Below are 26350 nucleotides of genomic sequence, written 5' to 3'. Positions count from 1 at the left end.
GGTAGAAATTACTTTTCGACGACGGCGAAAAGATCTTCTTCCTTCATGACCAGCAACTCATCGCCGCCGACCTTGACGGTCTGGCCGCTGTACTTGCCGAACAGAACGCGATCGCCAACCTTGACGGCCATGGCGCCCAGTTCACCCTTGTCGTTCTTCTTGCCGGGGCCGACGGCCAGCACTTCGCCTTGATCAGGCTTTTCAGCGGCGTTGTCGGGGATCACGATGCCGGAGGCAGTCTTGGTTTCGTTTTCCAGGCGCTTGACGATCACGCGATCGTGCAGAGGACGAAGGTTCATTGCATCTCCTGAGAGCAAAAAGGGGTTTCACAATCGACCGGTGCACCGCCCACGGCGGGCACCATCAACTCAGCGAGCGGCCAGTGCTGTCAACACTCGGCTGTTAGCACTCAACCGCTTCGAGTGCTAATCATAAGGGCTTTTGCTTGGCTTTCAAGAGGGGCAGATGTCGGGATTCCGCGGGTTCGGTACTTTTCTCATTCAATTCTGAATTCACCAGATTGCGGCATGGTTTCATGCTGGGCAACATGTAACCGTTCATGCAAGCAACGGAGGCACCATGCCGTCGATTCAAGAATCCAAGGTCGCACGGCATCGTGAGCGGATGCGTGCGGCGGGGCTGCGGCCCGTCCCGTTCTGGGTGCCCGACACGCGCTCACCTGAGTTCGCGGAGCAAGTGAGCAAGCAGTGCAAGAGCCTGAATGGCGACCCGACAGAAAAGGAGTTTTTGCACTTCACGGAAGCGGCTGCAACGCATGTTGAGGGCTGGGAGTGATACATCGGGGCGACCTCGTGACGGTTTCATTGCAGGGCGACTTCGACAAACCCCGGCCGGCCTGGGTCACTCAATCAGACCTGCTCATGGACCTGGACAGCATCGTGCTGAATCGCCCTGGGTTTGAACGGTCCCTACGACCTGGCCATGAGCGCCCCCGCGATCACACACAAGGCCAGCAGCGACAGGCCAAAGCCCAGCGCAGCGGTGGCCAGTCCGAACAGGCCCACGGCCAGGCCGGCCAGCACGGCCGGCACGCTGAAGGCCAGGTAGCTCAGCGAGAAAAAGCCAGCCATCAGGGCGCCGCGCTCCTCGGGCTGCGCCAGGCTCACCAGGCTGCGCACCGAGCCATTGAAGGCCGCGCCAAAACCCAGGCCGGCCACCACGGTGCCGCCAAACAGGGCCGCGCCGCTGGGCAGCACCATGCCGATCAGGGTGATTGCCAGCCCCAGGCCCAAGGCCACCGTCCCGCCCAGCAGGGCGGTGTGGGCCGGTTTTTGGCGCACCCCCAAGATGGCCACGGCGCCGGTCAGCACCAGGCAGGTGATCAGCGCACCCCCCACAAGGGGTTGAGGGCTGCCGGTCACCAGGCGGGCCAGGCTGGGGCCCAGCGACAGGTAGAAGCCTCCCAGGGCCCATTGGGCGGTATTGACCGGCAGGATGCGCAGCAGGGTCGGGCGCGCGGCGGCGGGCAGGGCGATGCGGGGCCACAGCGTGCGCCAGGGCATGCGGCGGCGCGCCACCGTCTCGGGCAGGCCCAGCGCGGCCAGGGTTTGCAGCGCAAACAGGCCCATCAAGCACTCAAACACCAGCTTCGTGGGGGCCGGCGCAAACTGCACCAGCACGCTGCTGCCCAGTGAACCCAGGGCCATGCCGACCATGGGCGCCACGCTGTTGAGCAGGGCGCCGCGGTCGCGGTCCAGGTCGATCAAGGCGGCACTCAGCGTGCTGGTGGCGATGCCCGTGGCCAGCCCTTGCAGGACACGGGCGGCCAGCAGCCAGGCGACCGAGTCGGCGCACCAGAACAGCGCGGTGGCCCCCATTTCAAGCACCAGGGCCCCGATCAGCACGGCGCGCCGGCCGCGGTAGTCCGACCAACTGCCCAGCACCAGCAGGGCGCCCAGCAGGGCCACGGCGTAGCTGGCAAAGACCAGTGTCAGGGTCAGGGCCGAAAACCCCCAGGCCTCGCGGTACAGCGCATACAGCGGGGACGGGGCGCTGGAGGCCGCCAGAAAGCTCACGACGATGGAGGCCAGCAGGCCCAGGGCTGTCTGCGGGCGCCAGTGGCGAGCTGGGGCGCGGGGGGGAGGGGCGGGGCGAATGGCCATGGTGCTCTTTAAAGCAAATTATTTGCGTTAGTGCATTGGACCACTAACGCATATTTTTTGCTTTAGCATCGTGACATGAACCCCAAAGCTGGTCTCCGCCCTGGCGGTCGCAGTGCCCGCGTGCAGGCGGCCGTGCACCAGGCCGTGCGCGATCTGATCGCCGAGCAAGGGCGATCGGCCCTGACCGTGCCCCTGATCGCAGCGCGCGCCGGCGTCACCCCCTCCACCCTCTATCGCCGCTGGGGCGAGCTGGGTGACTTGCTGGCGGATGTCGCGCTGGACCGTTGGCGCGCCGAGACCGAGCCCGCCGAAACCGGCAGCCTGTTGGGTGACCTGCTGGCCTGGGCCGAGCAGTACCTCGAAGAGATGAGTTCCGAGCCCGGTCGGGTCATGATGAGGGACGTACTGGCAGGCCCCTCGCGCGCGACCCCGGTCTCTTCCACCCCCTCCAGTCAATGCGCGGCTTACCTGCAAAGCCAGCTCGACTTGATTCTTCAGCGCTGGCCATCACCAGGCCAGGTGCTGCCCACCGCGCAAGCCCTGATGGACGGCGTGGTGGCGCCCATCATCTTTCGGGTCTTGTTCGGCCCCGAGCCACCCACCGCTGCGCAGTTGAGGGCCTGGGTGCAGGCCTGCCTGGACCACGCCCAGCGATGAGCACGGCGTCATCCGTCGTTGCCTCCGGGCTGGTCCGGCAGCAGCAGGGGGGGCTGCCCCTGGCCCAGGCACTACCATTGCGCCCATTCACCACGAACCGCCCGTGCACCATGCGTCTCCATGTCGATGAGGAAATCACCTTTCGCAAGCTCGAGGTGCTGTTGGCCTTCATGGAGACCGGCAACCTCACGCGTGCGGCCGAGTTGCTGGACGTCAGCACGGTCAGTGTGCACCGCGCGCTGCATTCGCTGGAGGAGGGGCTGCGCTGCAGCCTGTTCCGGCTGGAGGGCCGCAACCTGCACCCCACCGAGGCGGCCTACGCCCTGGCCGAGGTGGCGCGCGATGTGCTGCGGCGCATGAGCGAGGGCATCAACACCACCCGCAACGTGGCCGGCTACTCGGCCAGCCGCATCCGCATCGGCTCGCTTTACTCGCTCACCGTCAAGACCGTGCCCGAGGTGATCATCGCGCTCAAGGTGCGCAAGGCCGAGCTGATGGCGGAACTGGTGCTGGGCTCCAATGACGACCTGCTGCAGAAGCTGCGCGACGGCGCCATCGATGCCGCCTTGATGGCCCTGCCTCAGGCCGCGCCCGATATCGAGTCCGAGCCCTTGTTTGAAGATGACATCTATTTCGCAGCGCCGGTGGGTTCACGCTACGAATCCCTTGCCGAGGTGGACCTGAGCCAGTGTGCCGACGAACGCTTTGTCAGCCTGGGAGAGGGCTTTGCCACCTACAACGGCTTTCTGCAGTCGTTCAGCGTCGCTGGCTTCACGCCCCATGTGGTGATGCAGACCGGCGACATCTTCTCGCTCATGAACCTGGTCTGCGGCGGCCTGGGGTGCACGCTGCTGCCCGGCCGGGTGCGCGATGTGTTTCCTGACAAGGTGCGCTTCATTCCGCTGCAGCCCCGGTACCTGATGCGCCAGACCATCGCGCTCAACTTCCTGCGCACGCGTGAGCGCGACCCCAACCTGCTCGCCCTCTTGGCCGTCTGTCGCGGGGCCAAGGCCGCCCTGCGCTGAGCGCGCCGGCCCAGGCACCTCATCGCCCCATATCGCCCCTGAGCGGCCTCCCTGTGCCAGGGGCTGCGCCGTTCGTCATAACCGTTGCACGCCGTGAAAACGTTCGTGGCCGAGGTTAATTGATCCCACACGTCTGCCTTCCTACGATGCCAGTCCAGGGGATCACCCCGGCACATCACAACAACGGAGACAGACATGATCATTTTCGGAACCGCCTTGTTGGCGGCCTGCCACCTGCTCGGCATTTTCATCGGTGACCTGCTCGGGCAACTGCTCGGGGTCAAGACCAATGTCGGCGGGGTAGGCATCGCCATGCTGCTGCTGATGGCGGCCCGGCTTTACATGCTCAAGCACAACAAGCTGCCCAAGCTGACCGAACTGGGCGTGGAGTACTGGGGTGCCATGTACATCCCGGTGGTGGTGGCCATGGCGGCGCAGCAGGACATGGTCTCGGCCTTGCGCGGAGGCCCCGTGGCGGTGTTGTCGGCGATCGCGGCGGTGGCCGTGTGCGCGGTGGTGATCGCCCTGATCAACCGGGCCGAGGTGCTTGACCCGGAGGCGCCCGATGCGGCGCAGCTGCACAACCCGCTTGTGGCCGTCCAGGAGTGACACCATGCTCGACATTCTCGAAAAAGCCGCGCTTCACAATGGCCTGGTCACCGCCTTTGCGGTGGTGGGCCTGATCGTTCTGCTGGCCGGGCAGATCTCCAAACACCTGACTTTCGGCCGCGTGCACGGCTCGGCCATCGCCATCGTCATCGGCCTGGGCCTGGCCTACTGGGGCGGCACCCAGACCGGTGGGCACAAGGGGCTGGCCGACCTGTCCTTGTTCGGCGGCATCGGCCTCATGGGCGGCGCCATGCTGCGCGACTTCGCCATCGTGGCCACGGCCTTTGAAGTCCAGCCGCTGGAGGCGCGCAAGGCCGGCCTGATCGGGGTCGTGGCCCTGCTGCTGGGTACCGTGCTGCCCTTCATCGTGGGGGCCGCCATTGCCTGGGGCTTCGGTTACTCGGATGCCGTGAGCATGACCACCATCGGTGCGGGTGCCGTCACCTACATCGTGGGGCCGGTCACCGGGGCCGCCATCGGCGCCAGTCCCGATGTGATGGCCCTCAGCATTGCCACCGGCCTGGTGAAGGCCATCCTCGTGATGGTCGGCACGCCCATGGCGGCGCGCTTTCTGCGCCTCAAGACACCGCGATCCGCCATGGTCTTCGGTGGCCTGGCCGGCACGGTCAGCGGCGTGTCCGCCGGGCTGGCCGCCACCGACCGCAAGCTGGTGCCCTATGGCGCACTGGTGGCCACCTTTCACACCGGCCTGGGCTGTCTGCTCGGCCCCTCGCTGCTGTTTTTTGCCACCAAAGCCCTCGTGGGCTGAGCCCTTGCCATGGAACACAAACACTGGAACACCCAACAAAGCAACCGTCGGTTGCGGCAGACCCGAGCGGCCGAGGCGCTGGGCCCGCAACTGCAGGGCAAGACCGTGGCGGCCCCCGCCATCGGCACCCTGCTGCATGCGGTCATCGAACCCGGTGACCGGGTCTGCCTGGAAGGCAACAACCAGAAGCAGGCCGACTTTCTGGCCCGGGCGCTGACCCAGCTCGACCCGGCCCGGGTGCACGACCTGCACATGGTGCAATCGGTGCTGGCCTTGCCCGAGCACCTGGACCTGTTCGAGAACGGCATCGCTTCGCGGCTCGATTTCTCCTTTTCGGGGCAGCAGGCCGGGCGACTGGCCAAGATGGTGTCGGCGGGCCAGTTGCGCATCGGGGCCATCCACACCTACCTGGAGCTGTTTGCGCGCTACTTTGTCGACCTCACGCCACGGGTCTCGCTGGTCTGCGCCCAGTCGGCCGATGCCCAGGGCAACCTCTACACCGGCCCCAACACCGAAGACACGCCCGCCATCGTCGAAGCCACCGCCTTTCGCCGTGGCATCGTCATCGCCCAGGTCAATGAGCTGGTGGACGCCGTGCCCCGGGTGGACATCCCGGGCGACTGGGTCGACTACGTGGTGCTGGCGCCCAAGCCCAATTTCATCGAGCCCCTGTTCACCCGCGACCCGGCTCAGATCAGCGAGATCCAGGTGCTGATGGCCATGATGGCCATCAAGGGCCTGTACGCCGAGTACGGCGTGCAGCGCCTCAACCACGGCATCGGTTTTGACACCGCGGCGATTGAGCTGCTGCTGCCCACCTATGGCGAGTCGTTGGGCCTCAAGGGCAAGATCTGCAGCCACTGGGCGCTCAACCCCCACCCGGCCCTGATCCCGGCCATCGAAGCCGGCTGGGTCCAGAGCGTGCACTCGTTTGGTTCCGAACTGGGCATGGAAGACTACATCCGCGCCCGCTCCGATGTCTTCTTCACCGGGCCGGATGGCAGCATGCGCAGCAACCGGGCCTTCAGCCAGGCGGCCGGCCACTATGCCTGCGACATGTTCATCGGCAGCACGCTGCAGATCGACCTCAACGGCCACAGCTCCACCGCCACCCTGGGCCGCATCTCGGGCTTTGGCGGCGCCCCCAACATGGGCGCCGATGCGCGGGGCCGACGCCATGTGTCGCCGGCCTGGCTCAAGGCGGGTGCCCAGGCCCGGCAGGGGCGGGGCGGCGTGGCCGCCATGCCGCGCGGCCAGAAGCTGGTGGTGCAGATTGTCGAAACCTTTCGCGAACACATGCAGCCGGCCTTTGTGGATCGGCTCGACGCCTGGCAGCTGGCCGAGCAGGCCGGCATGGAGATCCCGCCCGTGATGATCTATGGCGACGACGTGACCCACATCCTCACCGAAGAGGGCATTGCCAACCTGCTGCTGTGCCGCAGCGACGAGGAGCGCGAGCAGGCCATCCGCGGCGTGGCGGGCTACACCCCCATCGGCCTGGGGCGGGACCGCCGCATGGTCGAGAACCTGCGCGACCGCGGCGTGATCCGGCGCGCCCAGGACCTGGGCATCGACCAGCGCGATGCCACGCGCAACCTGCTGGCGGCGCGCTCCATGCGCGACCTGGTGCGGGCCTCGGGCGGCCTCTACCAGCCACCCAAGCGCTTCCGCAACTGGTAATGCGAATCCCACTGCCAACAAGGTCAACACCATGAGCATTCCCCACGGGCTTGAAGCCCTCCATTTTTCGTTCACCGGCACGCAGCCCGCGGGCCGCTTTGCGCCCGTGCTGGTCGGCGTGGTCGGCTCGGGCAACCTCGAAGTGCTGATCGAGCCCCTGGCTGACGGCGACGGCGCGGCCCCTGGCGCTGCCGGCGAATGCCGCCTCGAGGTCAGCACCTCGGCTCGCGGCTTCGCCCCGATCTGGCGTGCCGTGGCCGAAGACTTCCATGCCCGCCACCCCCTGGGCGGCGTGCGCATTTCCATCAACGACATGGGGGCCACGCCTGCCGTGGTCAACCTGCGGCTGGACCAGGCCGTGGCCCAGATGCGGAGCGCCCAGCCATGAGCCTTGCCAACCCCCTGCAGGCGAGCTTCGCCGAATCCACCGCCCGCGAGCGCGTGCTGCAATTGCTGGATGCGGGCAGCTTCACCGAGATCCTCGGCCCCTCGGCCCGCGTCATGAGCCCCCACCTGGGTCAGTTGGGCGTGCCCTCGTCGTTTGACGATGGCGTGATCGTGGGCGAAGGCCGGCTGGGCGGCCAGCCCGTGCTGGTGGCCGCCCAGGAGGGCGAGTTCATGGGCGGCGGCGTGGGCGAGGTGCATGGCGCCAAGCTCGTGGGCCTGTTCCAGCGCGCGCTGCGCCAGCGACCCGCTGCCGTGCTGGTGCTGGCCGAGTCGGGCGGGGTGCGCCTGCACGAAGCCAATGCCGGCCTGATTGCCGTGTCCGAAGTCATGCGTGCCCTGCTGGCCACGCGCTCAGCCGGCATCCCCACGCTGATGTTGATCGGGGGCGCCAATGGTTGCTTTGGCGGCATGGGCCTGGTGGCCCGCTGCGCCGACCACGTGCTGATGAGCGATGCCGCCCGCCTGTCCATGTCAGGCCCCGAGGTCATCGAGTCGTCGCATGGCGTGGAAGAGTTCGACGCCAAGGACCGGGCCGGGGTGTGGCGCACCACCGGCGGCAAGCACCGCTACCTGACCGGCGATTGCGATGAGCTGGTGGACGACAACATCGGTGCCTTCCGCGAAGCTGCGCTGCACCGGCTGGGCCAGTCCCGCCCCGTGACGCTGGAGGCGCTGGAACAAGAACACGCCTTGCTGGCCGCCCGCCTGGCCGAGCACGGCGACTGCGCCGATGCGGTGGACATCTGGCGCCGCCTGGGCATCGCCGATGCGCCATCGGTGGTCAACCTCGATGCGGCCGAGCTGCGCGCCCTCAAACACCTTGCCCAAGAAGGAGCCCAGCCATGATCTGGACCGATCTGCTTCAAAGCCTGTTCGGTGCGCAGCACCAGGTGCGCCGCGAAGGCGAGCTGTTGCGCGGCACGGCCGAGCTCGACGGCCATACCCTGGCCGTGGTCGGTACCACCGACCATGCCGCCATCGGCGTCGAGCTGGCCCTGGCCCAGGCCCGTGCGGTGCTCGACACCGTGCGCGACCACCCTGGCCGCCCCATCCTGTTGCTGGTCGACACCCAGGGCCAGCGCCTGCGCCGGCGTGACGAGTTGCTGGGCATCAACCGCTACATGGCCCATCTGGGCCTGTGCATCGAGCTGGCCCGCCAGCGCGGCCACCGCGTGATCGGGCTGGTGTACGACCAGGCGCTGTCGGGCGGCTTCATCACCTCGGGCCTGATCGCCGACGCCTGCTATGCCCTGCCCGAGGCCGAGATCCGCGTCATGCGGCTGCCGGCCATGGCGCGGGTGACCAAGATCGACGAGTCGCGCCTGGCGGCGCTGGCCGAGTCCAATCCCGTGTTTGCCCCAGGGGTCGAAAACTACGTGGCCATGGGCGGCGTGCAGGCCTTGTGGCGCGGTGATCTGGCGGCGCAGCTGCGCGCTGCGCTGGTCCAGGCCCCGACCACGGATGAGCGCGCCCGCGATGGGGCGCAGCGCGGCGGCCGGCGGCTGGCCGCCGAGGTCGCCCGCCGCGTGGCGCAGGCCTGACCCCACGCAGGAGTCGGTCATGCTGCAAATCGAACGCAACAGCCTGGTCTGGCCCACGCCCGAGGGCTGGTCCACACTGCAGGCCCAGGCCTGCCCCGACCCGGTCGCCCAGGCGGTCGTCCAACACTGGCATGCGCAGCGCCTGCCCCTGGTGGTGGGGCGGCAGACCGGCCCGCTGTCCCAGGACGGGGTCACCCTGGGCCTGCCGGCGCCCGCCGAATGGGAGCGGCGCCGGCTCACCTTCACCTTGCCGGTCCGTCAACTGGCCTACAGCGGCCGGTTTCCGAGCCTGTCGGAGGCCACCTTGCGGCAACGCTGGCGACGCCGGGCGCAGGCCCTGGATCAGGCGCTGGGCCGCTGCCTGGATCACGCGGCGGGCGCGGTGCAGGTCTATGGCTCCTTTGGCTGGCAGAGCCTCACGGGCCTGCGCTACCTGCGCGAATCGTCCGACCTCGACCTGCGCCTGGCGGTGCCCGATCTCTCGGCCGCCGAGGCGGTGGTCCGCCTGCTGGCCACGGAGCGCCTGCCCTGCCGCATCGATGGCGAGCTGGTGTTTCCCAGCGGCTGGGCAGTGGCCTGGCGTGAGCTGGGCCAGTTGCTCGATGGCCAGGTACCCCAGGTGCTGGCCAAGCGGCTCGATGGCATTGCGTTGATCGGGCTCGACCCACTGCAGCTGCGGGCCGAGGCCCTGCCGGCCTGACGCCATGTCCTTGCTCGATTCTTCAAACCCATCGCTGGACGCTGCCGCCGCCCGGCTGGCCCGCGAGGCCGTGCGCGCCCTTTACGCCGAACTGGTGCTTGAGCCCAAGCCCGGCCTGGTCTCGCTGCGCGACAACGGCAGCCACCATGACATGGATGCCAGTCATTTTGTGCGCAGCCTGTTTGCTTTGCGCCACTACTTTGCCCACATGGTGCGCGCCGGCGCCCGCCACGCGGCCTTCGATGAACTGCAAGCCCTGGGCCTGCAGGCCGAGGCCCGCATGCTGCGCGCCACCGGCGGCGTCAACACCCACCGTGGGGCGGTGTTCTGCCTGGGCCTGCTGTGTGCCAGTGCGGGCTGGCGCGTGGCCCGGGGCCTGCCCCTCAGCAGCGAAGGCCTGCGAAGCACCCTGCGCCAGGCTTGGGGCACAGCCTTGCGTGAGCGCGCGGCCCAGGCGCGCCAGCGCCCCCCGGCCTCAAATGGCCAGCGTGCCGCCCGCGAGCACGGCCTGCGCAGCGCGGGCGACGAGGCCGCGCTGGGCTTTCCGGTGTTGTTCGAGCACAGCCTGCCGGCGCTGCGCCAGGCGTTGAACCTGGGCTGGCCAGATCGCCGGGCCCGGGTGCAGGCCTTGTTCACCACCCTGGCGGTGCTGGACGACACCAACCTGGTCCACCGCGGCGGCCTCGAGGGCTTGCACTTTGCGCGCCAGCAGGCCCGTCGCTTTCTGGCGCAAGGGGGGGCGCAGGGGGCCGACTGGACTGAGCGGGCGCGGGCCCTCCATGCCGAGTTCGTGGCGCGCCGCCTCTCGCCCGGCGGCGCCGCCGACCTGTTGGGCGCCGCCTGCTGGCTGCAGGCCGTGACCACCTCCTGCCCGGTGCCCGCGCCAGTGCCCCGGGCCGTGCTGGCGGGCCTGGCGGGCTTGGTATGAGCTACGCCGTGCTGTTCCCCGGTCAGGGCAGCCAGCACCCCGACATGCTGCCCTGGCTGGAGGCTGAGCCCGCTGCCGTCGAGCCCTTGCGGGCCCTGGCGCAGCACCTGGGCCCCGATTGGCGCGCCCGGCTGGGCCAGCCCGAAGAACTGTCGCGCAACCGCTTTGCGCAGGTGCTGGTCACCGGGGTGTCGCTGGCCGCCTGGTCGGCCGTGGCCACTCACCTGGCCGAGGGGCCGGCCATCGTGGCCGGCTACAGCGTGGGTGAGCTGGCGGCCGTGGCCTGTGCCGGGGCTTTCGATCCGCGCACCGCGATCGACCTGGCTGCTCAGCGGGCCCAGGCCATGGATGCTGCTGCCGGTAGCGTGTCGGGTGGGCTGTTGTCGGTGTCGGGCCTGCACCAGGACCGCATCGCCCTGCAGCTGGCGGGGCAGGGCCTGGAGGTGGCCATCCGCATCGCGCCGGACCACCTCATCCTGGCGGGCGAGACGGCGCGGCTGCAGCAGGCCGAGGGGCTGCTGACGGCGGCGGGCGGGCACTGCAAGCCGCTGCCCATCCGCATCGCCTCGCATTCGTCGGCCATGCGGGCCGCTGCCGGGGCTTTTGCCCAGACCCTGGGCGGCACCGCCTGGCAAGCCCTGCGCTGCCCGGTCGCGGCCAATGCCACGGGCACGGCCTTGCGCCGGGTCGAGCAGATGCGGCCCGCCTTGAGCCAGCAGATCGACCACCCGGTGCTGTGGTCCGCCTGCCTGGAAGCCATCGCCGAGCGCCGGGTCGAGCGCGTGATCGAGATCGGCCCCGGCCGGGCCTTGAGCGCCATGTGGTCGCGCCAGCACCCCGACGTACCCGTGCGGGCGCTGGAGGATTTCCGCTCGCCGCAAAGCGCTGCCGCGTGGTTGGGTGCCTGACGCCGCTGCTGGCACGGCGGCCCGCCCCAGCGTGTCATACTGCCGGCGCCGCGGCCTTGTGCCCTGGCGGCCCCTGGTTTTCTCTTCATTGCGCCGTCTTTGTTCATGTCGACCCCTACCCGGCCTTCGCACCCCCCTGGCTTCATGGTGCTGCACGGCAACCGCCTGGAAGACCTGCGCGATCTGCTGGTGCAGTTTCTGCGCACCCAGCCGCTGGCGCCGCTGGCGCCCGAGGTGCTGCTGGTGCAGAGCGCCGGCATGAAGCACTGGCTGGAGGTGTCGCTGGCCGACGACGCGGCCCTGGGCATTTTTGCCGCCACCCGCATGGAGCTGCCCAGCGGCTTTCTTTGGCAGGTTTACCGCCAGGTGCTGGGCGCCGACCAGGTGCCCACCCACATGCCCTTCGACAAGTCCAGCCTGGTGTGGCGCCTGATGCGCCTGCTGCCGGCGCTGATCGAGCAGCGCCCGGTGTACCAGCCGCTGCAGCGTTACCTCAGCGAGGCCCCGGACGGGCGCAAGCTTTACCAACTGGCCCTGCAACTGGCCGATGTGCTGGACGGCTACCAGAGCTACCGTGCCGACTGGCTGGCCGCCTGGGCCCAGGGCCGCGACGTGCTGACCCAGCCGCAGGGCCCCGATCTGCCGCTGGACCCGGCCCAGGCCTGGCAGCCGGCGCTGTGGCGCGACCTGCGCCGCGACGTGGGCGAAGCGCTGGCCGAGGCCTCGCGCGCGGCGGTGCACGCGTGTTTCATGGCGCGCCTGCAGCAACTGAGCCGCGGCGGCGAGCGCCCGGCCGGCCTGCCCGAGCGCATCGTGGTGTTCGGCATCTCGTCGCTGCCGCACCAGGCGGTCGAAGCCCTGGCCGCGCTGGGCCAACTGAGCCAGGTGCTGATGCTGGTGCACAACCCCAGCCAGTATTACTGGGGCGATCTGGTCGAGGGCCATGCCCAGCTGCGCCAGCAACTGCGGCGGCGCCAGCGCGTCAAGCCGGCCCAACTGGAGGCGGCCCAGGCCGCCCGTCCGGGGCACCCGCTGCTGGCCTCGTGGGGCAAGCAGGGGCGCGACTACCTGCACATGCTCGACGAGTTCGACAACGTCGAGGGCTATCGCCACCGCCTGGTGCGCGTCGAGGCCTTTGTCGATCCGCTCGACGACCTGGCCCAGCCCACCCAGCTGGCCCAGCTGCAGTCGGGCATGTTGAACTTGCAGACCCCGATCGAGCCCTGGGCGCTGCGGCCAGACGACCACTCGATCACCCTGGTCACCTGCCATTCGGCACAGCGCGAGGTCGAGGTCCTGCACGACCAGTTGCTGGCCTGGTTCGAGGCCGACCCGGCCTTGCGCCCGCGCGACGTGATGGTCATGGTGCCCGACATCGCCGTGTTCGCGCCCCACATCCAGGCCGTGTTCGGCCGCTTTGCGCCCGGCCAGCCGCGCCACATCCCGTACTCGGTGGCCGACCGCTCGCCGCGCCAGTCGCCCATCGTGCAGGCGTTGCAGGCGCTGCTGTCACTGCCGCAGTCGCGCGTCACCCTGTCGGACTGGCTGGGCCTGTTCGAGGTGCGGGCCTTGCGCCAGCGCTTTGGCCTGGGCGAGGTCGAGGTGGACGAACTGCACACCTGGCTGCAGCAGGCCGGTGTGCGCTGGGGCCTGGACGAGCCGCATCGCCGCCGCTTTGGCCTGCCGCCCGGGGTGGCGGGCGCCGGGCACAACACCTGGGCCTTTGGCCTGCGCCGGCTTCTGCTGGGCTATGCGCTGGGCGAGGGCCGCGGTGACAGCGGGCAGGTGTGGGCCGAGACCCTGGCCCAGCCCGCGCTCAGCGGGCTGGACGCGGCGGTGGCCGATGCCTTGCTCGATGGGGTGGACGCCATCACCGAGACCCTGGAGGCCCTGGCGCATGAGCGGCCCGCCGCCGAATGGGGGCAGGTGTTCCGCGGCGTGGTCGAGCGTTTCTTCGAGGCTGCTGACGAGGCCGAATCCCGCCAGATCGACGCCCTGCTGGCCCCGCTGGAGGCCTGGCTGGAGGCCTGCGACCAGGCCGGCCTGGACAGCCCGCTGTCGCTGGAGGTGGCGCGCGAGCATTGGTTGTCGCAATTGCAGGAGGGGGGCCTGCAGCAGCGCTTTCTGGGCGGTGGGGTGCAGTTCGGCACCCTGATGCCCATGCGCTCGATCCCTTTCCGGGTGGTGTGCCTGCTGGGCATGAACGATGGCGACTACCCGCGCCAGACGGCGCCGCGCGACTTCGACCTGATGGCCAGCAGTTGGCGCGCCGGGGATCGCTCGCGGCGTGAAGACGACCGCTACCTGTTCCTGGAAGCCTTGCTGTCGGCCCGCGACCGCCTCTACCTGAGCTGGCAGGGCCACCGCGCCACCGACAACGCCGAGCGACCGCCTTCGGTGCTGGTGGCGCAGTTGATCGAGCACCTGCACAGCGGCTGGCAGCCCGCGCGCGAGCCCCGGCAGCAGCCCTTGCAGCCGTTTTCCGAGGCGTACTTCCGGGCCGGCTCGGGCTTTCGCACCTATGACAGTGACTGGGCCCAGGCCCACCAGGTGAATGCGGGCGTGCCGGTGGCCGAGCACGCGTTGCCGCCTGAAGCCTGCGTTGTGCCCTTGCCTGACCCCTTGAGCCTGCACGCGCTGCGCCAGTTGCTGCGTCAGCCGGTCGAGGTGTTTTTCAAGGCCCGCCTGGGCGTGGTACTGGCCGAACTCGACGAGGCCGGCGAAGACACCGAGCCCTTTGCCCTCGATGGCCTGGACAAATACCTGGCAGGCCAGTCGGTGCTGGAGGCCGTCGACCCCGAGCAGGCGCTGGCCGAGCTGCCCCTGCGCGGCCTGCTGCCCCTGGCCGCCTTCGGGCAGCGCGACCTGCTTGAATTGCACGGCCGCGTCGCCGTGGTGCAGGAGCGCCTGGCCCCCTGGGCCGAGCGCTACCCCCAGCCCGTGCCCGCGCAGGCCATCGACCTGCTGGTGGACGGCCTGCGGCTGCAGGACCAGCTCAGCGGCCTGTTCGGCCCCGATGACGCATCAGCGCCCGCCGAAGGCCTCTGGCCCGGCCCTTGTCTGCAGCGGGTGCAGCGCCCAGGCGCGGTGCTGCAAGGCAAAGGCAAGGAGCAGGGCGCCCGGGTCGAGGTGCTGGCGGCGGTCTGGGTCAACCACCTGGCCGGCTGCGCCCAGGGCCTCGCGCTCACCAGCGCCGTGCTGGGCCTGGACGGGCAGATCGTGCTGCGTCCGCTGGCGCCCGCGCAGGCGCTGGCCATCCTGAGCGGCCTGGTGCAGGTCTACCGGGCCGCCTGGGCCCGGCCCCTGCCGGTGGCCTGCCTCAGCGCCTGGGCCTATGACCAGGCCTTGCGCCGGGGCAAGGACGAGGCCCAGGCCCATGAGCTGGCCCGCGCCGCCTACGAAGGCGACTACCAGCGCGAGGGCGAAGCCGCACGCTCGCCCTACCTGCAACGCTGCTTCCAGGGCTATGCCGAGCTGCAGGCCGAACTGCCGCACTGGGCCGAGGCCTTGTACGGCGAACTGGCCCGGCACCTGCACCTGGGCCCGCTGGGAGACCCCGCATGAGCACGCCCATCGATCTGAACCCAGGCCCCGCGCTGCAGCGCCTGGACCCCTTGAGCATGCCGCTGCAAGGCCTGCAGGTGATCGAGGCCTCGGCCGGCACCGGCAAGACCTGGACCGTGGCCGCCCTGTACGTGCGCCTGGTGCTGGGCCACACCGAGGCCGGGCTGAGCGCCGAGCGGGCGCTGTTCCCGCCGCAAATCCTGGTGATGACCTTCACCGACGCCGCCACCGCCGAGCTGCGGGGCCGGGTGCGCGAGCGCCTGGCCCAGGCCGCGCGCTGCTTTGCCGACACCGAAGCCGGGCGGGCCCAGGCCGACGACTTTCTGCTCAGCCTGCGCGAGCAGGTGCCCGAGGCGGAGTGGCCGGCCTGTGCCGCCCGGCTCGACATCGCGGCCCAGTGGATGGACGACGCCGCCATCTTCACCATCCACGGTTGGAGCAGCCGCATGCTGCGCCAGCACGCCTTTGACAGCGCCAGCCTGTTCGAGCAGGAGCGGGTGGAAGACGGCGATGCCCTGCGGCTGGCGGCCGCACAAGACTATTGGCGGCGCTGGTGCTACCCGCTGGCGCTGGCGCAGATCGGTGCCATCACCCCGCTGGGGGGCACGCCCCAGGCCCTGCTGGAACGCCTGCAGCCGCTGTGGGCCCTGGCCGAACGCGCCCCCGGCGGGGCCCCCTATGCCGGCCCTGAGCCCGATGCCCTGGTGGCCCGTTGGGCCGAGTGGCAGGCCCGGCGCGAACCCCTGGAGGCCCGGGCCCGCGCGGGCTGGACGCCCGAGCTGGTGCAGGCAGTGGGCGATGCGGCGGCGGCCAAGCAGCTCAAGAATTACCGCCCCGACTGGCTGGCCGGCTGGCTGGCCCAGATGGCGGCCTGGGTGCAGGGCGAGGGTATCAAGCTCGAGGTGCTGGAGCGCTTTGCGCTGCCACGCCTGGTCGAAAAAGGCTGGGCCCAGGCCGAGGCGCACGCGGCCCTGGCCGACATCGAGGCCTTGTGCCTGCACTTGCAGGCCGAGCCCGACATCGGCCCCGACTGGCTGGCCCACGCGGCACGTGAGATCGGCGCCGCCTACCAGGCGGCCAAGGCCCGGCAGGCGCAGTTCGATTTCTCCGACCTGCTGCAGCGCCTTTACCACGCGCTGCAGGCCCCCGATGGCCGCCTGGCGGCCGCCATCCGGCAGCAGTTCCCGGTGGCCCTGGTGGACGAGTTCCAGGACACCGACCCCTGGCAGTACGGCGCGCTGGCCCGCATCTACCAGGGCCCCGAGGCCCAGGCCCTGGGCACCGGCCTGGTCATGATCGGCGACCCCAAGCAGGCCATCTACAGCTTCCGCGGCGCGGATCTGGCCACCTACCTGCAGGCCCGGGCCCAGGCCCAGGCCATCCACACCCTGTCGGGCAATTTCCGCTCCACCCGGGGCGTGGTGGCCGCGGTCAACCACATCTTCTCGCGCCTGGAAGCCCCTTTTGGCGCGGTGCCCTTCGACCGCGTGGAAGCCCGCAACCCCAAGGTGCAGCCGCTGCAGTGCGCCGGGCAGGCCCAGCCGGCCCTCACCGTGTGGTGGCAGTCGCGGGCCGAGCCGGCCACCAAGTCGGCCCTGTTGAACGACATGGCCGCCCTGTTTGCCAGCCAGATGGTGCGCCTGTTGCAGCAGGGCGTGGCCCAGCCGGGCGACATGGCGGTGCTGGTGCGCAATGGCCACGAGGCCCAGGCCATCCGCGCCGAGCTGGCGCGCCGCGGGGTGCGCAGCGTCTACCTGTCTGACCGCGACAGCGTCTATGCCACCCCCGAGGCCCACGAGCTGTGGCGCATCCTGCGCGCCGTGGCCCAGCCGCGCTCCGTCAGCGCGGTCAAGGCCGCCTTGCTGACCCGGCTGTGGGGCCTGTCCTGGCCCGCCCTGGAGGCCTTGCTGCGTGACGAAGACGCCTGGGATGCCTTGATCGACCAACTGCACGCCTGGCAGAAGGTGTGGCAGCAGCAGGGCGTGCTGCCGCTGCTGCACCGCTGCCTGCATGAGCTGCAGGTGCCGCGCCGCCTCATGGACCCCAGCTTGGCCGCGGCCTCACCTGAAGGCCCGCAGGGCGAGCGTCGCCTCACCAACCTGCTGCACCTGGGCGACCTGCTGCAGCAGGCCAGCCAGGGCCTGCAGGGCGAGGGCGCCCTGATCCGCCACCTGGAGGCCCAACTGCGCGATCCGCGTGCCAGCGGTGAGGCCGCCCAGACCCGGCTCGAAAGCGATGCCCATCTGGTGCAGGTGGTCACCCTGCACAAGTCCAAGGGCCTGCAGTACCCGCTGGTGTTCCTGCCTTTTGCGGCGGGCTTTCGCGAGGACAGCAGTGGCGACGAAACGGCCGATGCCCTGCGCCTGGCCGAGGACGTGCGTCTGCTCTATGTGGCCCTGACCCGTGCCGAGCAGGCCCTGTGGCTGGGGGTGACCCCGGTGAAGGGCGACCTGGACGGCAAGAGCCCGCGGCTGCGCAGTGCCCTGTCGCGCCTGTTGGGGCGCCAGGGCCCGGGTGACATGGACGCCGCCCTGCAGGCCTGGGCCCAGTGCCCCGACATTGCTGTGCAGCCGGCCCCGGCGCCCGACGATCAGGCCTACACCCCGGCGGCCGCCGAGCCTGCCCACCAGCCCGCCCTTCAGGCCCGTCGGGCCCTGCGCAGCGGCTGGTGGACGGCCAGCTTCAGTGCCCTGACCCGCGAGCTGATCCCCTTCGGCGCTGAGTCGGCGCTGCCCCCGTCGGAGCGAGAGACCCGCCTGGAAGACGCCCAGGCCGACAGCCTGCCGCTGCTCAGCCCCGAACTGGCGGCCACCGACACCGGGCAGGTCAGCCTGCCCGGTGCCTGGGATGAGTTTCCGGCCGGCAGCCGCTACGGCACTTTGCTGCATGACCTGCTGGAGTGGCAGGCCCAGCGCGGCTGGCCGATCGCCAGGTCTGCAGAAGAGGGGGACGATGGGGCTGAACTTGAGCGTGAGTGGGCAGCCCTGCTGGCCCGCCAGGCCCCGGCCCTCAAACTCGACGAGACCCAGGCCGCCGCGCTGGCGCCCTGGGTGCAGCAACTGGTCCGCGCCGAGCTGCATTGGCCCGGCAACGCCCAGCCCCTGGTGCTGGGGGCCCTGGCGCCAGCACAGTACTGGGCCGAAATGGCCTTCAGCCTGCCGGTGCGCTCGCTGTCGGCGCAGGCGCTTGATGCCCTGATCCGCCAGCGCGTGCTGCCGGGCCAGCCCCGGCCTGCCCTGCAGCCGCGCCAACTCGAGGGCATGCTCACCGGCTTCATGGACCTGGTGGTCGAACACCAGGGCCGCTACCACGTGCTCGACTACAAATCGAACCGCCTGCCTGACTACGCCCCGCACACCCTGGCCCAGGCGGTGCTCGCGCACCGCTATGACATGCAGTACAGCCTGTACCTGCTGGCGCTGCACCGCCTGCTCAAGTGGCGCCTGCCCGGCTACAGCCCGCAGCGCCACCTGGGCGGGGCGATCTACCTGTTTGCGCGGGGCATCGACCAGCCCGGTCAGGGCGTGTTCTTCGAGCGCCCGCCGCACGAACTCATCGAATCGCTGGACCAGGCCTTCGCGGCGCCCGCGCTCGGCCCCCGCCAGCCGGAGCTGCCTGCATGACGACCTCACCCCTCGCCAGCCTGGCCCAGGCCACCCCCTTGAACCGGCTGGATCTGGCCCTGGCCGCCTTCTTGCAGCAGGCCCAGCCCAGCGAAGACCCGCGCCATTCCTGGCTGGCCGCGTTGGTCAGCCACCAATACGGCCGCGGCCATGCCTGCCTGGACCTGGCCGCCTTGCAGCGCGAGCCTGGCCCCACCCTGGGCTGGGAGGCGCAGGCCCTGCAGGCGCTGCCCGCCGAGCTGACCGACTGGGTTGCGGCCGCCGACAGCCTGCCCTGGGTGCACGGCCCTTGCAGCCCCCTGGTGCGTGAGGGACAACGCCTGTACCTGCGGCGCAACTGGGAGGCCGAGCAGGCCATCCGCCAGAGCATCGAGGCGCGCCTGGCCCTGCCGCCCAAGGCCCCGGTTGGCCTGGCCCAGGCCTTGGCCCAGCTGTTCCCGCCCGATGCGGCGGTGCCCGGGCCCGATTGGCAGAAGGTGGCTTGCGCCCTGGCCGCGCGCCAGCGCCTGACCCTGGTCACCGGCGGGCCCGGCACCGGCAAGACCACCACCGTGGTGCGCCTGCTGGCCTTGCTGCAGTCGCATGCGCGGGCCCAGCATGGGCGGCCCTTGCGTGTGGCCCTGGCCGCGCCCACGGGCAAGGCGGCGGCGCGCCTGGGCGAGTCGATCGCCTCGGCCATCGCTTCGCTGCCCGAGGCGCTGCGCGCCGACATCCCGGCCCAGGCCGCCACATTGCACAAGCTGCTGCAGGTGCGTCCGGGCGGCGGCACGGCGGCGCCGGTGCCCGCGCTGGCGCTGGACCTGGTGGTGGTGGACGAGGCCTCGATGATCGACCTGGAGATGATGGCCCGCCTGCTGCGCGCCGTGCCCCTGCACGCCAGCGTGATCCTGTTGGGTGACAAGGACCAGTTGGCCTCGGTCGAGGCCGGCGCGGTGATGGGACAGCTGTGCCACGGCGCCCAGGCGGGCCGCTACAGCGCGGCCACCGTGGCCTGGCTGGCCGAGGTGGCGGGCGTGGACCTGGGGCCCTGGCAGGGCGATGGCGGCGTGCTGGCCCAGCAGACAGTGATGCTGCGCCACAGCCGCCGCTTTGCCGGCGACAGCCCCATCGGGCAGTGGGCGCGGGCCGTGAATGCGGGCGATGTCGTCAAGGTGCGTCAGCTCTGGCAGCAGGCCCCGGTGGCGGGGCGCAGCAGCGACTCGGTGCAGCGCCTGCAGCCGCGACCGGGGGGCGACCCGGCCTTGGCCCCGCTGTGGCGCCAGGGCTGGCAGCCCTGGCTGGACGCCCTGGCGCCCATCGGCCCGGGCGGCAGCAGCGATGCCCAGGCCTTGCAGGCGTTGGCGGCGCTGGCCCGCTTCCAGGTGCTGTGCGCGGTGCGCGAAGGGGCCTGGGGCGTGCAGGCGCTGAACCGGCGCATTGCGCTGGCGCTGGGCTTTCCACCCGAGGGCTGGTACCCGGGCCGCCCGGTGATGGCCACCCGCAACGATTACGCACTCAAGCTCATGAACGGCGACATCGGCCTGTGCCTGCCCCATGCCAAGGGTTTGCGGGTGGCTTTCCCCGACGGGGCAGGGGGGGTGCACTGGGTGCAGCCCTCGCGCCTGGACGCGGTGGAGAGCGTGTTCGCCATGACGGTGCACAAGTCGCAGGGCTCGGAGTTCGAGCATGTCTGCCTGGTGCTGCCCGAACAGCCCGTGGCCGTGCTGACACGCGAGCTGCTCTACACCGGCATCACCCGTGCCAAGACCCGGCTGACCCTGGCGGTGCCGGCCGTGCCGGTGCTGATGCGGGCGGTGGAGCGCCAGATCGTGCGCAGCGGCGGCTTGGCGATGTAGTGCTTTTCAAGCAGGGGGGGTGAAGCGCTGCAGCAGCTCAGCCAGCGGCATGGGCCGCGCCAGCAGGTAGCCCTGCACGTACTGGCCACCACAGGCACGCACCCGCTTGAGCTGGGTGGCGGTTTCCACGCCCTCCACGATCACCCTCAGGCCCAGGTGCCGGCCCAGGTCCAGGATGGTCCGCACGATGGCTTCGTCGCTGCCTTGGCCACTCGGTCCGTTCGGGGGCTCGCCCAGGCCGCGCACAAAGCTGCGGTCGACCTTCAGGGTGCTCAGCGGCAGTTGCTTGAGCAGCGACAGCGCCGAATGGCCTTGGCCGAAGTCGTCCAGGCTGATCTCGAAGCCGGCGGCGCGCAAGCGCTCCATCACGGCCGTGACCTGGGCTGGTTGCTCCATCACCAGGGTCTCGGTCAGCTCCAGCGAGAGCTGGGCGGGCGCCAGGCCATGGCGGCGCGTGAGGGCCAGCAGCTCTTCGGGCAGGGCATTGCGGTGGAACTCGGGCGAGGCCATGTTCACGTGCACGCGCAGGCCTTTCAGCCCGGCGGCCTCGAGGGTGGCCAGGTCGGCGCAGGCCTGGGCGGCCACCCATTGGCCGATCTGCACGATCAGGTGCGCCTCTTCGGCCAAAGGGATGAACACATCGGGCGGCACCAACTGCCCATCGGCGCGGCGCCAGCGCACCAGGGCTTCGATGCCGTGCAAGCGCCCGCTGTCCTGGTCGAAGATGGGCTGGTGGTGCAGAAAGAGCTCCTGCTGCTGCAGGGCCAGGTGCAGGTCCTGCGCCATCTTCAGGCGTTGCATGAGCGTGCTTTGCTGTTCGGCCAGGGCATGCGGGTTGGTCTGCGAGAAAAAGTCGCTGCCATCGCGCCCGTTTTGCTTGATGCGGTACATGGCCGCGTCGGCGCTGCGCAGCAGCTCGGGGGGCGTGCGCCCGTTCTCCGGGAACAAGCTGATGCCTACGCTGGCGCTCAGGCTCAGCTCCACGCCCTCGTGCAACATGGGGCGCCGGGCGGCCTGGCGCACCCGCTCTGCCGCCTCGGCAAAGGCCTGCAGGTCGGCGCCGGGCAGCAGCAGGGCAAATTCATCGCCGCCCAGGCGGCCGGCCGTGGCCCCAACCGGCGCCAGCGCCTGCAGGCGCTGCGCGAATTCGCGCAAGACGGTGTTGCCGGCATCGTGTCCGAAGGCGTCGTTGATGGGTTTGAAGCGGTCCAGGTCGATGAACATCAGGCCGAAATGCTGGCCCAGGGCCTCGGCCTGGCGGCAGGTGGCACCCAGCACCTCGTAGAAGTGGCGCCGATTGGCCAGCCCGGTCAGGCCATCGACCTGGGACAGGTGCAGTACCGTGGCCTGTTGCTCCAGCTTCTGGGCGGTCTGGGCGAGCAGGGCGCCGATGGTGCCCGAGAGCTGGGGCAATTGGGCATCGGGCTGGCGCGCCAGGCTGCTGTAGAACTCCAGCACCCCGGGGCGATGGTCTGACCCATCGCCACTTTGAAAGGTAACCGGAAAGATGTAGCCCGAACGCAGGTGGCTGGCGCGGGCACTGGCGCGCCGCACGAAGTCGGGGTTGGTGCCCATGTTCTCGATCCAGGTGGGCTCGCCGCTTTGCCACACCCGGCCGACCAGCCCTTCGCCCGGGCGCAGCCGCAGCCGCTGGCTGGCCTGGCTGAAGTCGCTCATGTCGTGCTCGCTGGGGTGCCAGAACTGGTGGCAGGCCAGCTGGGGCTGGCCGGCCGGGTCGGTCTCCAGGGCCCAGTAGGCGCCCCAGTCCCAGCCCAGGCTGTTGCACACCCCCTGGATCACGTTGAGGATGGCGCTGCCCAGCGAGTGCGAGCCGACCAGGAACTCGGTCAACTCAAAGCCCAGGCGCTCGCGCATCTGGGCATGTTTGAGTTCGGTCACGTCCTGCACGATGCCTTGCTGCAGGTTGGGCTGGGCGGGGTCGGGAGGCAGGGCCGTCATGCGCAGCCAGCGCAGGCCCTGGGTGCGGCTGATCACGCGCAGGTCCAGCACCCAGGGGCGGGCGGCACCCGCCACGAGGTGGGGCAGCAGGCGCACCAGATCGTCCACCACCACATGGGTCAGGCCGTCATCGAGTGGGCCCTCAAGACAGCCCTTGGCGTCGAGAAATTCGGCGGCCTGCGGCGACAGGCTCAGCCAGCCTTCCGCATGGGCCCATTGCCCGAAGCCCGCGGTGGCTTCCAGCGTCGCCGGGATTCGCACGAAGGCGCGCGCCGAGGGGCGAACCAGGGGGCGCGAGAGGGTGGGGGGCGGCATCACCGGGTGGGCAAGGCGGCCGCTCTTTTGGATCGGGTCTGACATGGGGATGGAACTGCTGCAGGGCAGGGCACAGCAGGATCCGTGCCGTGACGCAGTTCGACCGCCCCAGGTGTGGGCATCGGCGCGCCTTTGGGTGGTGCGTTTTGGGGCTGATTTGCCCTTGATTGGTGCAGATGAATTTTTTGGAACCAGATTGGTGCGCTGTGGCGCCGCGTCACGGCGGATTCATGCGGGCGTCATGACTGCGTCATGGCGCCGTCATCGCCTCCGGTCCCAATGGCGTCTTCATCCCATCAGGCCGTCCGGACGGCCGTTCAGGCCCACGCGCATGCCCACCGGATTCTCTTTGTTGATCGCGGCCCAGTTCAGCTCCGCCCTGGCCGACAACGCCTTGCTGATCGTCACCATGGCCCTGCTGCAGGAGCAGGGCGTGCCAGGCTGGTGGGCCCCCTTGCTGAAGTTTGCTTTCACGCTGTCGTATGTGGTGCTGGCGCCGGTGGCGGGCCCGCTGGCAGACGCCATGCCCAAGGGCCGCCTGATGGCCTGGATGAACGCCATCAAGGTGCTGGGGGTGTTGGGCCTGTTGGTGGGGGTTCACCCGGTGCTGGCCTATGCCGTGGTCGGCCTGGGGGCCGCAGGGTACGCCCCGGCCAAGTATGGGCTGGTGACCGAGATGGTGCCCGCACGACAGTTGGTGGTGGCCAACAGCTGGATCGAGATCTCCATCGTTTGCGCCGCGCTGCTGGGGGCGGTCACCGGGGGCTTTCTGGTGAGTGCCCTGGTCGCCACATCGGCGGTGGCCACGCAGGCCCGCGAGGCCTTGCTGGCGCTGGGCCTGCCGCTGGATTCGGCCCTGGCAGGTTCGCTGGGGCTGCTGCTTTGTGTGTATGGCCTGGCTGCCGCGCTGCAACTGGGCGTGCCCGACAGTGGCGCCCGCTATGCGCGGCGCGAGATTCACCCCCTGGCCTTGTTGCGCGACTTTGCCGCCAGCAACCGCCTGCTGTGGCGCGACGCCGAGGGCGGCCTGTCGCTGGGGGTGACGACGCTGTTCTGGGGCGTGGGCGCCACGCTGCAGTTTGCGGTGCTGCGCTGGGCCCAGGAGTCACTGCGCCTGCCGCTGGACCAGGCCGCCTACCTGCAGGCCATGGTGGCCGTGGGGGTGGTGCTGGGCGCCGGTGTGGCGGGCCACCGGGTGGCTTTGCACCAGGCGGTGCGGGTGCTGCCAGCCGGGGTGCTGCTGGGGCTGCTGATCGCGGCGGTCTCGCTGACGCAACGTTTTTCCGTAGCCCTGCCCCTGCTGGCGTTGGTGGGGCTGGTGGGGGGGGTGCTGGTGGTGCCCATGAACGCACTGCTGCAGCACCGCGGGCATCAGTTGCTGACGGCCGGGCGCTCGATTGCCGTGCAGGGCTACAACGAGAACCTCAGCATCCTGGTGATGCTGGCGGGCTATGCCGGCCTGCTGGCGCTGGAGTTGCCCGTGGTGCCCTTGATGGGGGTGTTCGGTCTGCTGATCGCGGCTTGCATGGCGGTGCTGTGGTGGCGCTGCCGACGCCGCCCTTTGGCGCAGCCTGCTGGCTGAAGCCGGGCCGGGCAAGTGTTTAGAGCGCCAGGCGCGGGGTCGCTGAGGCCGTGCCCGGCTGGGCCAGGGGCCGCCCCTCGGTCAAGGCGTGGTAGAGGCCTTCGATGCGGCTGATGATGCGTTCCCAACTGGCCTGGCAGGCGGCCTCGCGGGCCAGCAGCCCCATCTCGCGCAGGGCCGCCGGATCGGCGGCCAGCTGGGCGGCCAGGCGCACGAATTCGCTCATGTTGCCAAAAGGGGCCAGTGCGCCGTGGCGCCCGGTCTGCACCAGTTGGCTGGCGGCGGCGTAGTCGTAGGCCAGCACCGGCAGGCCGCTGGCCAGCGCTTCGAGGGTGACGTTGCCAAAGGTTTCGGTGACGCTGGGGAACACAAACAGGTCGCCGCTGGCGTAATGGGCGGCCAGGTCGTCGCCATGCCGCATGCCGGCGAACACGGCATCGGGGCAGCGGGCCTGCAGTTCCTTGCGCGAGGGGCCGTCGCCCACCAGCACCAGGCGGGCACGGGGCTGCACCCGGCGAAGGGCCTCGAAGGCCATGGTCAGGGTGCCCAGGTTCTTTTCAGGCGCCAGGCGCCCCACGTGCAGCACCACCAGATCGTCGGGTCCGACGCCCCAGCTCTGGCGCAGGGCTGGGCTGCGCCGTGCCGGGTCGAACAGGCGGGTGTCCACGCCGCGCGACACCACTTCGACGTTGCGAAAGCCATAGTCGGTCAGCTCCTGGCGCAGCCCCTCATCGGGGGTCATGGTGCAGGCCGTGAGGTTATGGAACTTGCGCAGGTAGGCCATGATGGGCTTGTGCAGCCAGCCCATGCCGTAGTGCTTGCTGTAGGCATGGAAGTTGGTGCGAAAGTCGGAGCACACCGGCAGCTTGAGCTGCACCGCCGCCTGCAGGGCCGACCAGCCCATGGGGCCCTCGGTGGCAATGTGCACCACGTCGGGCCGGCGGCGCGCCCACAGGCTGACCAGCGTCTTCTTGGAGGTCAGGCCCATGCGCAGGTGCGGGTAGCGCGGGATGGGCAGGCCGCGCATCAGCACCTCGTGAAACAGCACGTCGTCGCTGGCCTGTTCGCCCCGGGTCTCGGCCTTGGACTGGTTGGGGCGGATCAGCTGGATCTCGTGGTTGCGCTCGCGCAGCCCCTCGACCACGCAGGCCAGGGTACGGGCCACCCCATTGACTTCGGGCGGATAGGTTTCGGTGACGATCGACACCCGCAGCGAGCGCCGCAGGGCAGGGAATTCGTCCACCACGATGGGGTGTTCAGCCGGGGCGTTCATGCGCTGATGGTGGGCCCCGATTGCAACCGTTGTGTGACAGCCCTGGGCTGTGGAGGCGCGTCACCGGACTTTCATATTCGCTGGTCACCATCCGGTCACGCGCCCGTCTGCGGGCCGTCACAAGAACCCACCCACCGGCCCAACGGGCCTGCTCACACGTCAAAGGATCGAAGGTGAAAGATTTTCTGAGTGCCTTGAAAACACAGCGCTGGGACGACCACCGCTACTACCACCACAGCCGCATCAACCAGACCCTGCACCTGATCAGCGCGCTGAGTTTCCTGGTGGCCTATGCCTTGCTGTTCAGCGACCCCGCCCTGGCCGCCTTGCTGGCCTGGGGCGTTTCGATGGTGTCGCGTCAGTCGGGCCATTTCTTTTTCGAGCCGCGCGGCTATGACGAAGTGAACCAGGCCACGCACGAGCACAAGGAAGAGATCAAGGTGGGCTACAACCTGCGCCGCAAGGTGGTGCTGATGGCCTTGTGGGTGGCGGCCCCCCTGGTGCTGTGGCTGAGCCCTGGCCTGGGCGGGCTGATCGCGCCGGCCGATTCGTTTTCGGCCTTCTGGCATCAGGTGGGCTGGGCCTGGCTGGTGGTGGGGGTGGGTGGCCTGGTTTTCCGCACCGTGCACCTGTTTTTCCTGAAGGATGTGCAGACCGGCCTGGTGTGGATGACCAAGATCATCACCGACCCCTTCCATGACGTGTTCCTGTACCACAAGGCGCCCCTGTACCTGCTGCGCGGCGAGCTGCTGGACCCGATGGCCCACGCCCGCAAGCAGCACTGAGGCCGCCGCCTCAGTGTGATCTGCCGT

The 26350-nt window shown here is 69.9% G+C and carries 21 protein-coding genes; 17 read left to right on the top strand and 4 right to left on the bottom strand.

Annotated elements, in window-relative coordinates:
- Nucleotides 1–8: 8 nt before the first annotated feature.
- The gene (locus tag AC3WUT_RS12270; protein ID WP_019576489.1) at nucleotides 9–299 is read right to left on the bottom strand and encodes a co-chaperone GroES; all 291 of its coding nucleotides are present in this window, start codon (nucleotides 297–299) and stop codon (nucleotides 9–11) included.
- A gap of 280 nt (nucleotides 300–579) precedes the next feature.
- On the opposite strand from AC3WUT_RS12270, the gene AC3WUT_RS12265 reads away from it, so the two are divergent.
- Nucleotides 580–795, top strand: coding sequence for an antitoxin MazE family protein (locus AC3WUT_RS12265; RefSeq protein WP_492347345.1), 216 nt, complete (start codon nucleotides 580–582; stop codon nucleotides 793–795).
- Nucleotides 796–929: 134 nt separating this feature from the next.
- Here AC3WUT_RS12265 and AC3WUT_RS12260 read toward each other — a convergent pair whose 3' ends face one another.
- On the bottom strand, nucleotides 930–2123 hold the full coding sequence (locus AC3WUT_RS12260) for an MFS transporter (protein ID WP_492347344.1): 1194 nt from the start codon (nucleotides 2121–2123) through the stop codon (nucleotides 930–932).
- Nucleotides 2124–2198: 75 nt separating this feature from the next.
- On the opposite strand from AC3WUT_RS12260, the gene AC3WUT_RS12255 reads away from it, so the two are divergent.
- From AC3WUT_RS12255 to recD, 14 genes are all read left to right on the top strand, one after another.
- Nucleotides 2199–2780, top strand: a complete 582-nt coding sequence (locus tag AC3WUT_RS12255) for a TetR/AcrR family transcriptional regulator (RefSeq protein WP_492347343.1) — start codon at nucleotides 2199–2201, stop codon at nucleotides 2778–2780.
- A 110-nt stretch (nucleotides 2781–2890) separates the two neighbouring features.
- Complete coding sequence (locus AC3WUT_RS12250) at nucleotides 2891–3805, top strand: LysR family transcriptional regulator (protein ID WP_492347342.1); 915 nt, start codon at nucleotides 2891–2893, stop codon at nucleotides 3803–3805.
- Nucleotides 3806–4000: 195 nt separating this feature from the next.
- Entirely contained in the window at nucleotides 4001–4414 is a 414-nt protein-coding gene (madL, locus tag AC3WUT_RS12245) for a malonate transporter subunit MadL (protein WP_492347341.1), read from the top strand.
- Between the two features lie 4 nt (nucleotides 4415–4418).
- On the top strand, nucleotides 4419–5183 hold the full coding sequence (madM, locus tag AC3WUT_RS12240; RefSeq protein WP_492347340.1) for a malonate transporter subunit MadM: 765 nt from the start codon (nucleotides 4419–4421) through the stop codon (nucleotides 5181–5183).
- A gap of 9 nt (nucleotides 5184–5192) precedes the next feature.
- Nucleotides 5193–6863 carry a malonate decarboxylase subunit alpha gene (gene mdcA, locus AC3WUT_RS12235; protein ID WP_492347339.1) on the top strand — a complete coding sequence of 557 codons (1671 nt, stop codon included), beginning with the start codon at nucleotides 5193–5195 and terminating at the stop codon, nucleotides 6861–6863.
- A 31-nt stretch (nucleotides 6864–6894) separates the two neighbouring features.
- Nucleotides 6895–7251, top strand: a complete 357-nt coding sequence (gene mdcC, locus AC3WUT_RS12230; protein ID WP_492347338.1) for a malonate decarboxylase acyl carrier protein — start codon at nucleotides 6895–6897, stop codon at nucleotides 7249–7251.
- Nucleotides 7248–8156, top strand: a complete 909-nt coding sequence (locus tag AC3WUT_RS12225; RefSeq protein WP_492347337.1) for a biotin-independent malonate decarboxylase subunit beta — start codon at nucleotides 7248–7250, stop codon at nucleotides 8154–8156. Before mdcC ends, AC3WUT_RS12225 begins: the two co-directional genes overlap by 4 nt.
- Entirely contained in the window at nucleotides 8153–8851 is a 699-nt protein-coding gene (mdcE, locus tag AC3WUT_RS12220) for a biotin-independent malonate decarboxylase subunit gamma (RefSeq protein ID WP_492347336.1), read from the top strand. The genes AC3WUT_RS12225 and mdcE overlap by 4 nt, the downstream gene beginning before the upstream one ends.
- Nucleotides 8852–8870: 19 nt before the next feature.
- Nucleotides 8871–9551 (top strand): malonate decarboxylase holo-[acyl-carrier-protein] synthase, encoded by a 681-nt coding sequence (mdcG, locus tag AC3WUT_RS12215; protein ID WP_492347335.1) that lies wholly within the window; start codon nucleotides 8871–8873, stop codon nucleotides 9549–9551.
- A gap of 4 nt (nucleotides 9552–9555) precedes the next feature.
- Complete coding sequence (gene mdcB, locus AC3WUT_RS12210; protein ID WP_492347334.1) at nucleotides 9556–10479, top strand: triphosphoribosyl-dephospho-CoA synthase MdcB; 924 nt, start codon at nucleotides 9556–9558, stop codon at nucleotides 10477–10479.
- The gene (locus tag AC3WUT_RS12205; RefSeq protein ID WP_492347333.1) at nucleotides 10476–11387 is read left to right on the top strand and encodes an ACP S-malonyltransferase; all 912 of its coding nucleotides are present in this window, start codon (nucleotides 10476–10478) and stop codon (nucleotides 11385–11387) included. The genes mdcB and AC3WUT_RS12205 overlap by 4 nt, the downstream gene beginning before the upstream one ends.
- A 105-nt stretch (nucleotides 11388–11492) precedes the next feature.
- Nucleotides 11493–14951 carry an exodeoxyribonuclease V subunit gamma gene (recC, locus tag AC3WUT_RS12200; protein ID WP_492347332.1) on the top strand — a complete coding sequence of 1153 codons (3459 nt, stop codon included), beginning with the start codon at nucleotides 11493–11495 and terminating at the stop codon, nucleotides 14949–14951.
- Nucleotides 14948–18574 (top strand): exodeoxyribonuclease V subunit beta, encoded by a 3627-nt coding sequence (gene recB / locus AC3WUT_RS12195; RefSeq protein WP_492347331.1) that lies wholly within the window; start codon nucleotides 14948–14950, stop codon nucleotides 18572–18574. Before recC ends, recB begins: the two co-directional genes overlap by 4 nt.
- Complete coding sequence (recD, locus tag AC3WUT_RS12190) at nucleotides 18571–20409, top strand: exodeoxyribonuclease V subunit alpha (protein ID WP_492347330.1); 1839 nt, start codon at nucleotides 18571–18573, stop codon at nucleotides 20407–20409. The genes recB and recD overlap by 4 nt, the downstream gene beginning before the upstream one ends.
- A 6-nt stretch (nucleotides 20410–20415) precedes the next feature.
- Here the strand turns inward: recD and AC3WUT_RS12185 are convergent, their stop codons facing one another.
- Complete coding sequence (locus AC3WUT_RS12185; RefSeq protein WP_492347329.1) at nucleotides 20416–22728, bottom strand: putative bifunctional diguanylate cyclase/phosphodiesterase; 2313 nt, start codon at nucleotides 22726–22728, stop codon at nucleotides 20416–20418.
- Between the two features lie 286 nt (nucleotides 22729–23014).
- Between AC3WUT_RS12185 and lplT the strand changes: the two genes are divergently transcribed.
- Nucleotides 23015–24265, top strand: coding sequence for a lysophospholipid transporter LplT (gene lplT, locus AC3WUT_RS12180; RefSeq protein ID WP_492347328.1), 1251 nt, complete (start codon nucleotides 23015–23017; stop codon nucleotides 24263–24265).
- 19 nt (nucleotides 24266–24284) lie between these two features.
- On the opposite strand, the gene AC3WUT_RS12175 is transcribed toward lplT, so the two are convergent.
- Entirely contained in the window at nucleotides 24285–25538 is a 1254-nt protein-coding gene (locus AC3WUT_RS12175; RefSeq protein ID WP_492347327.1) for a glycosyltransferase family 4 protein, read from the bottom strand.
- A 173-nt stretch (nucleotides 25539–25711) separates the two neighbouring features.
- Between AC3WUT_RS12175 and AC3WUT_RS12170 the strand changes: the two genes are divergently transcribed.
- Entirely contained in the window at nucleotides 25712–26323 is a 612-nt protein-coding gene (locus tag AC3WUT_RS12170) for a hypothetical protein (protein WP_492347326.1), read from the top strand.
- Nucleotides 26324–26350: the final 27 nt, after the last annotated feature.

This window comes from Curvibacter sp. EU05-FHT14A10 (assembly GCF_058791075.1).
Note: the sequence above shows the minus strand (reverse complement) of the source record. Positions and strands in the feature narration are given on the sequence as shown.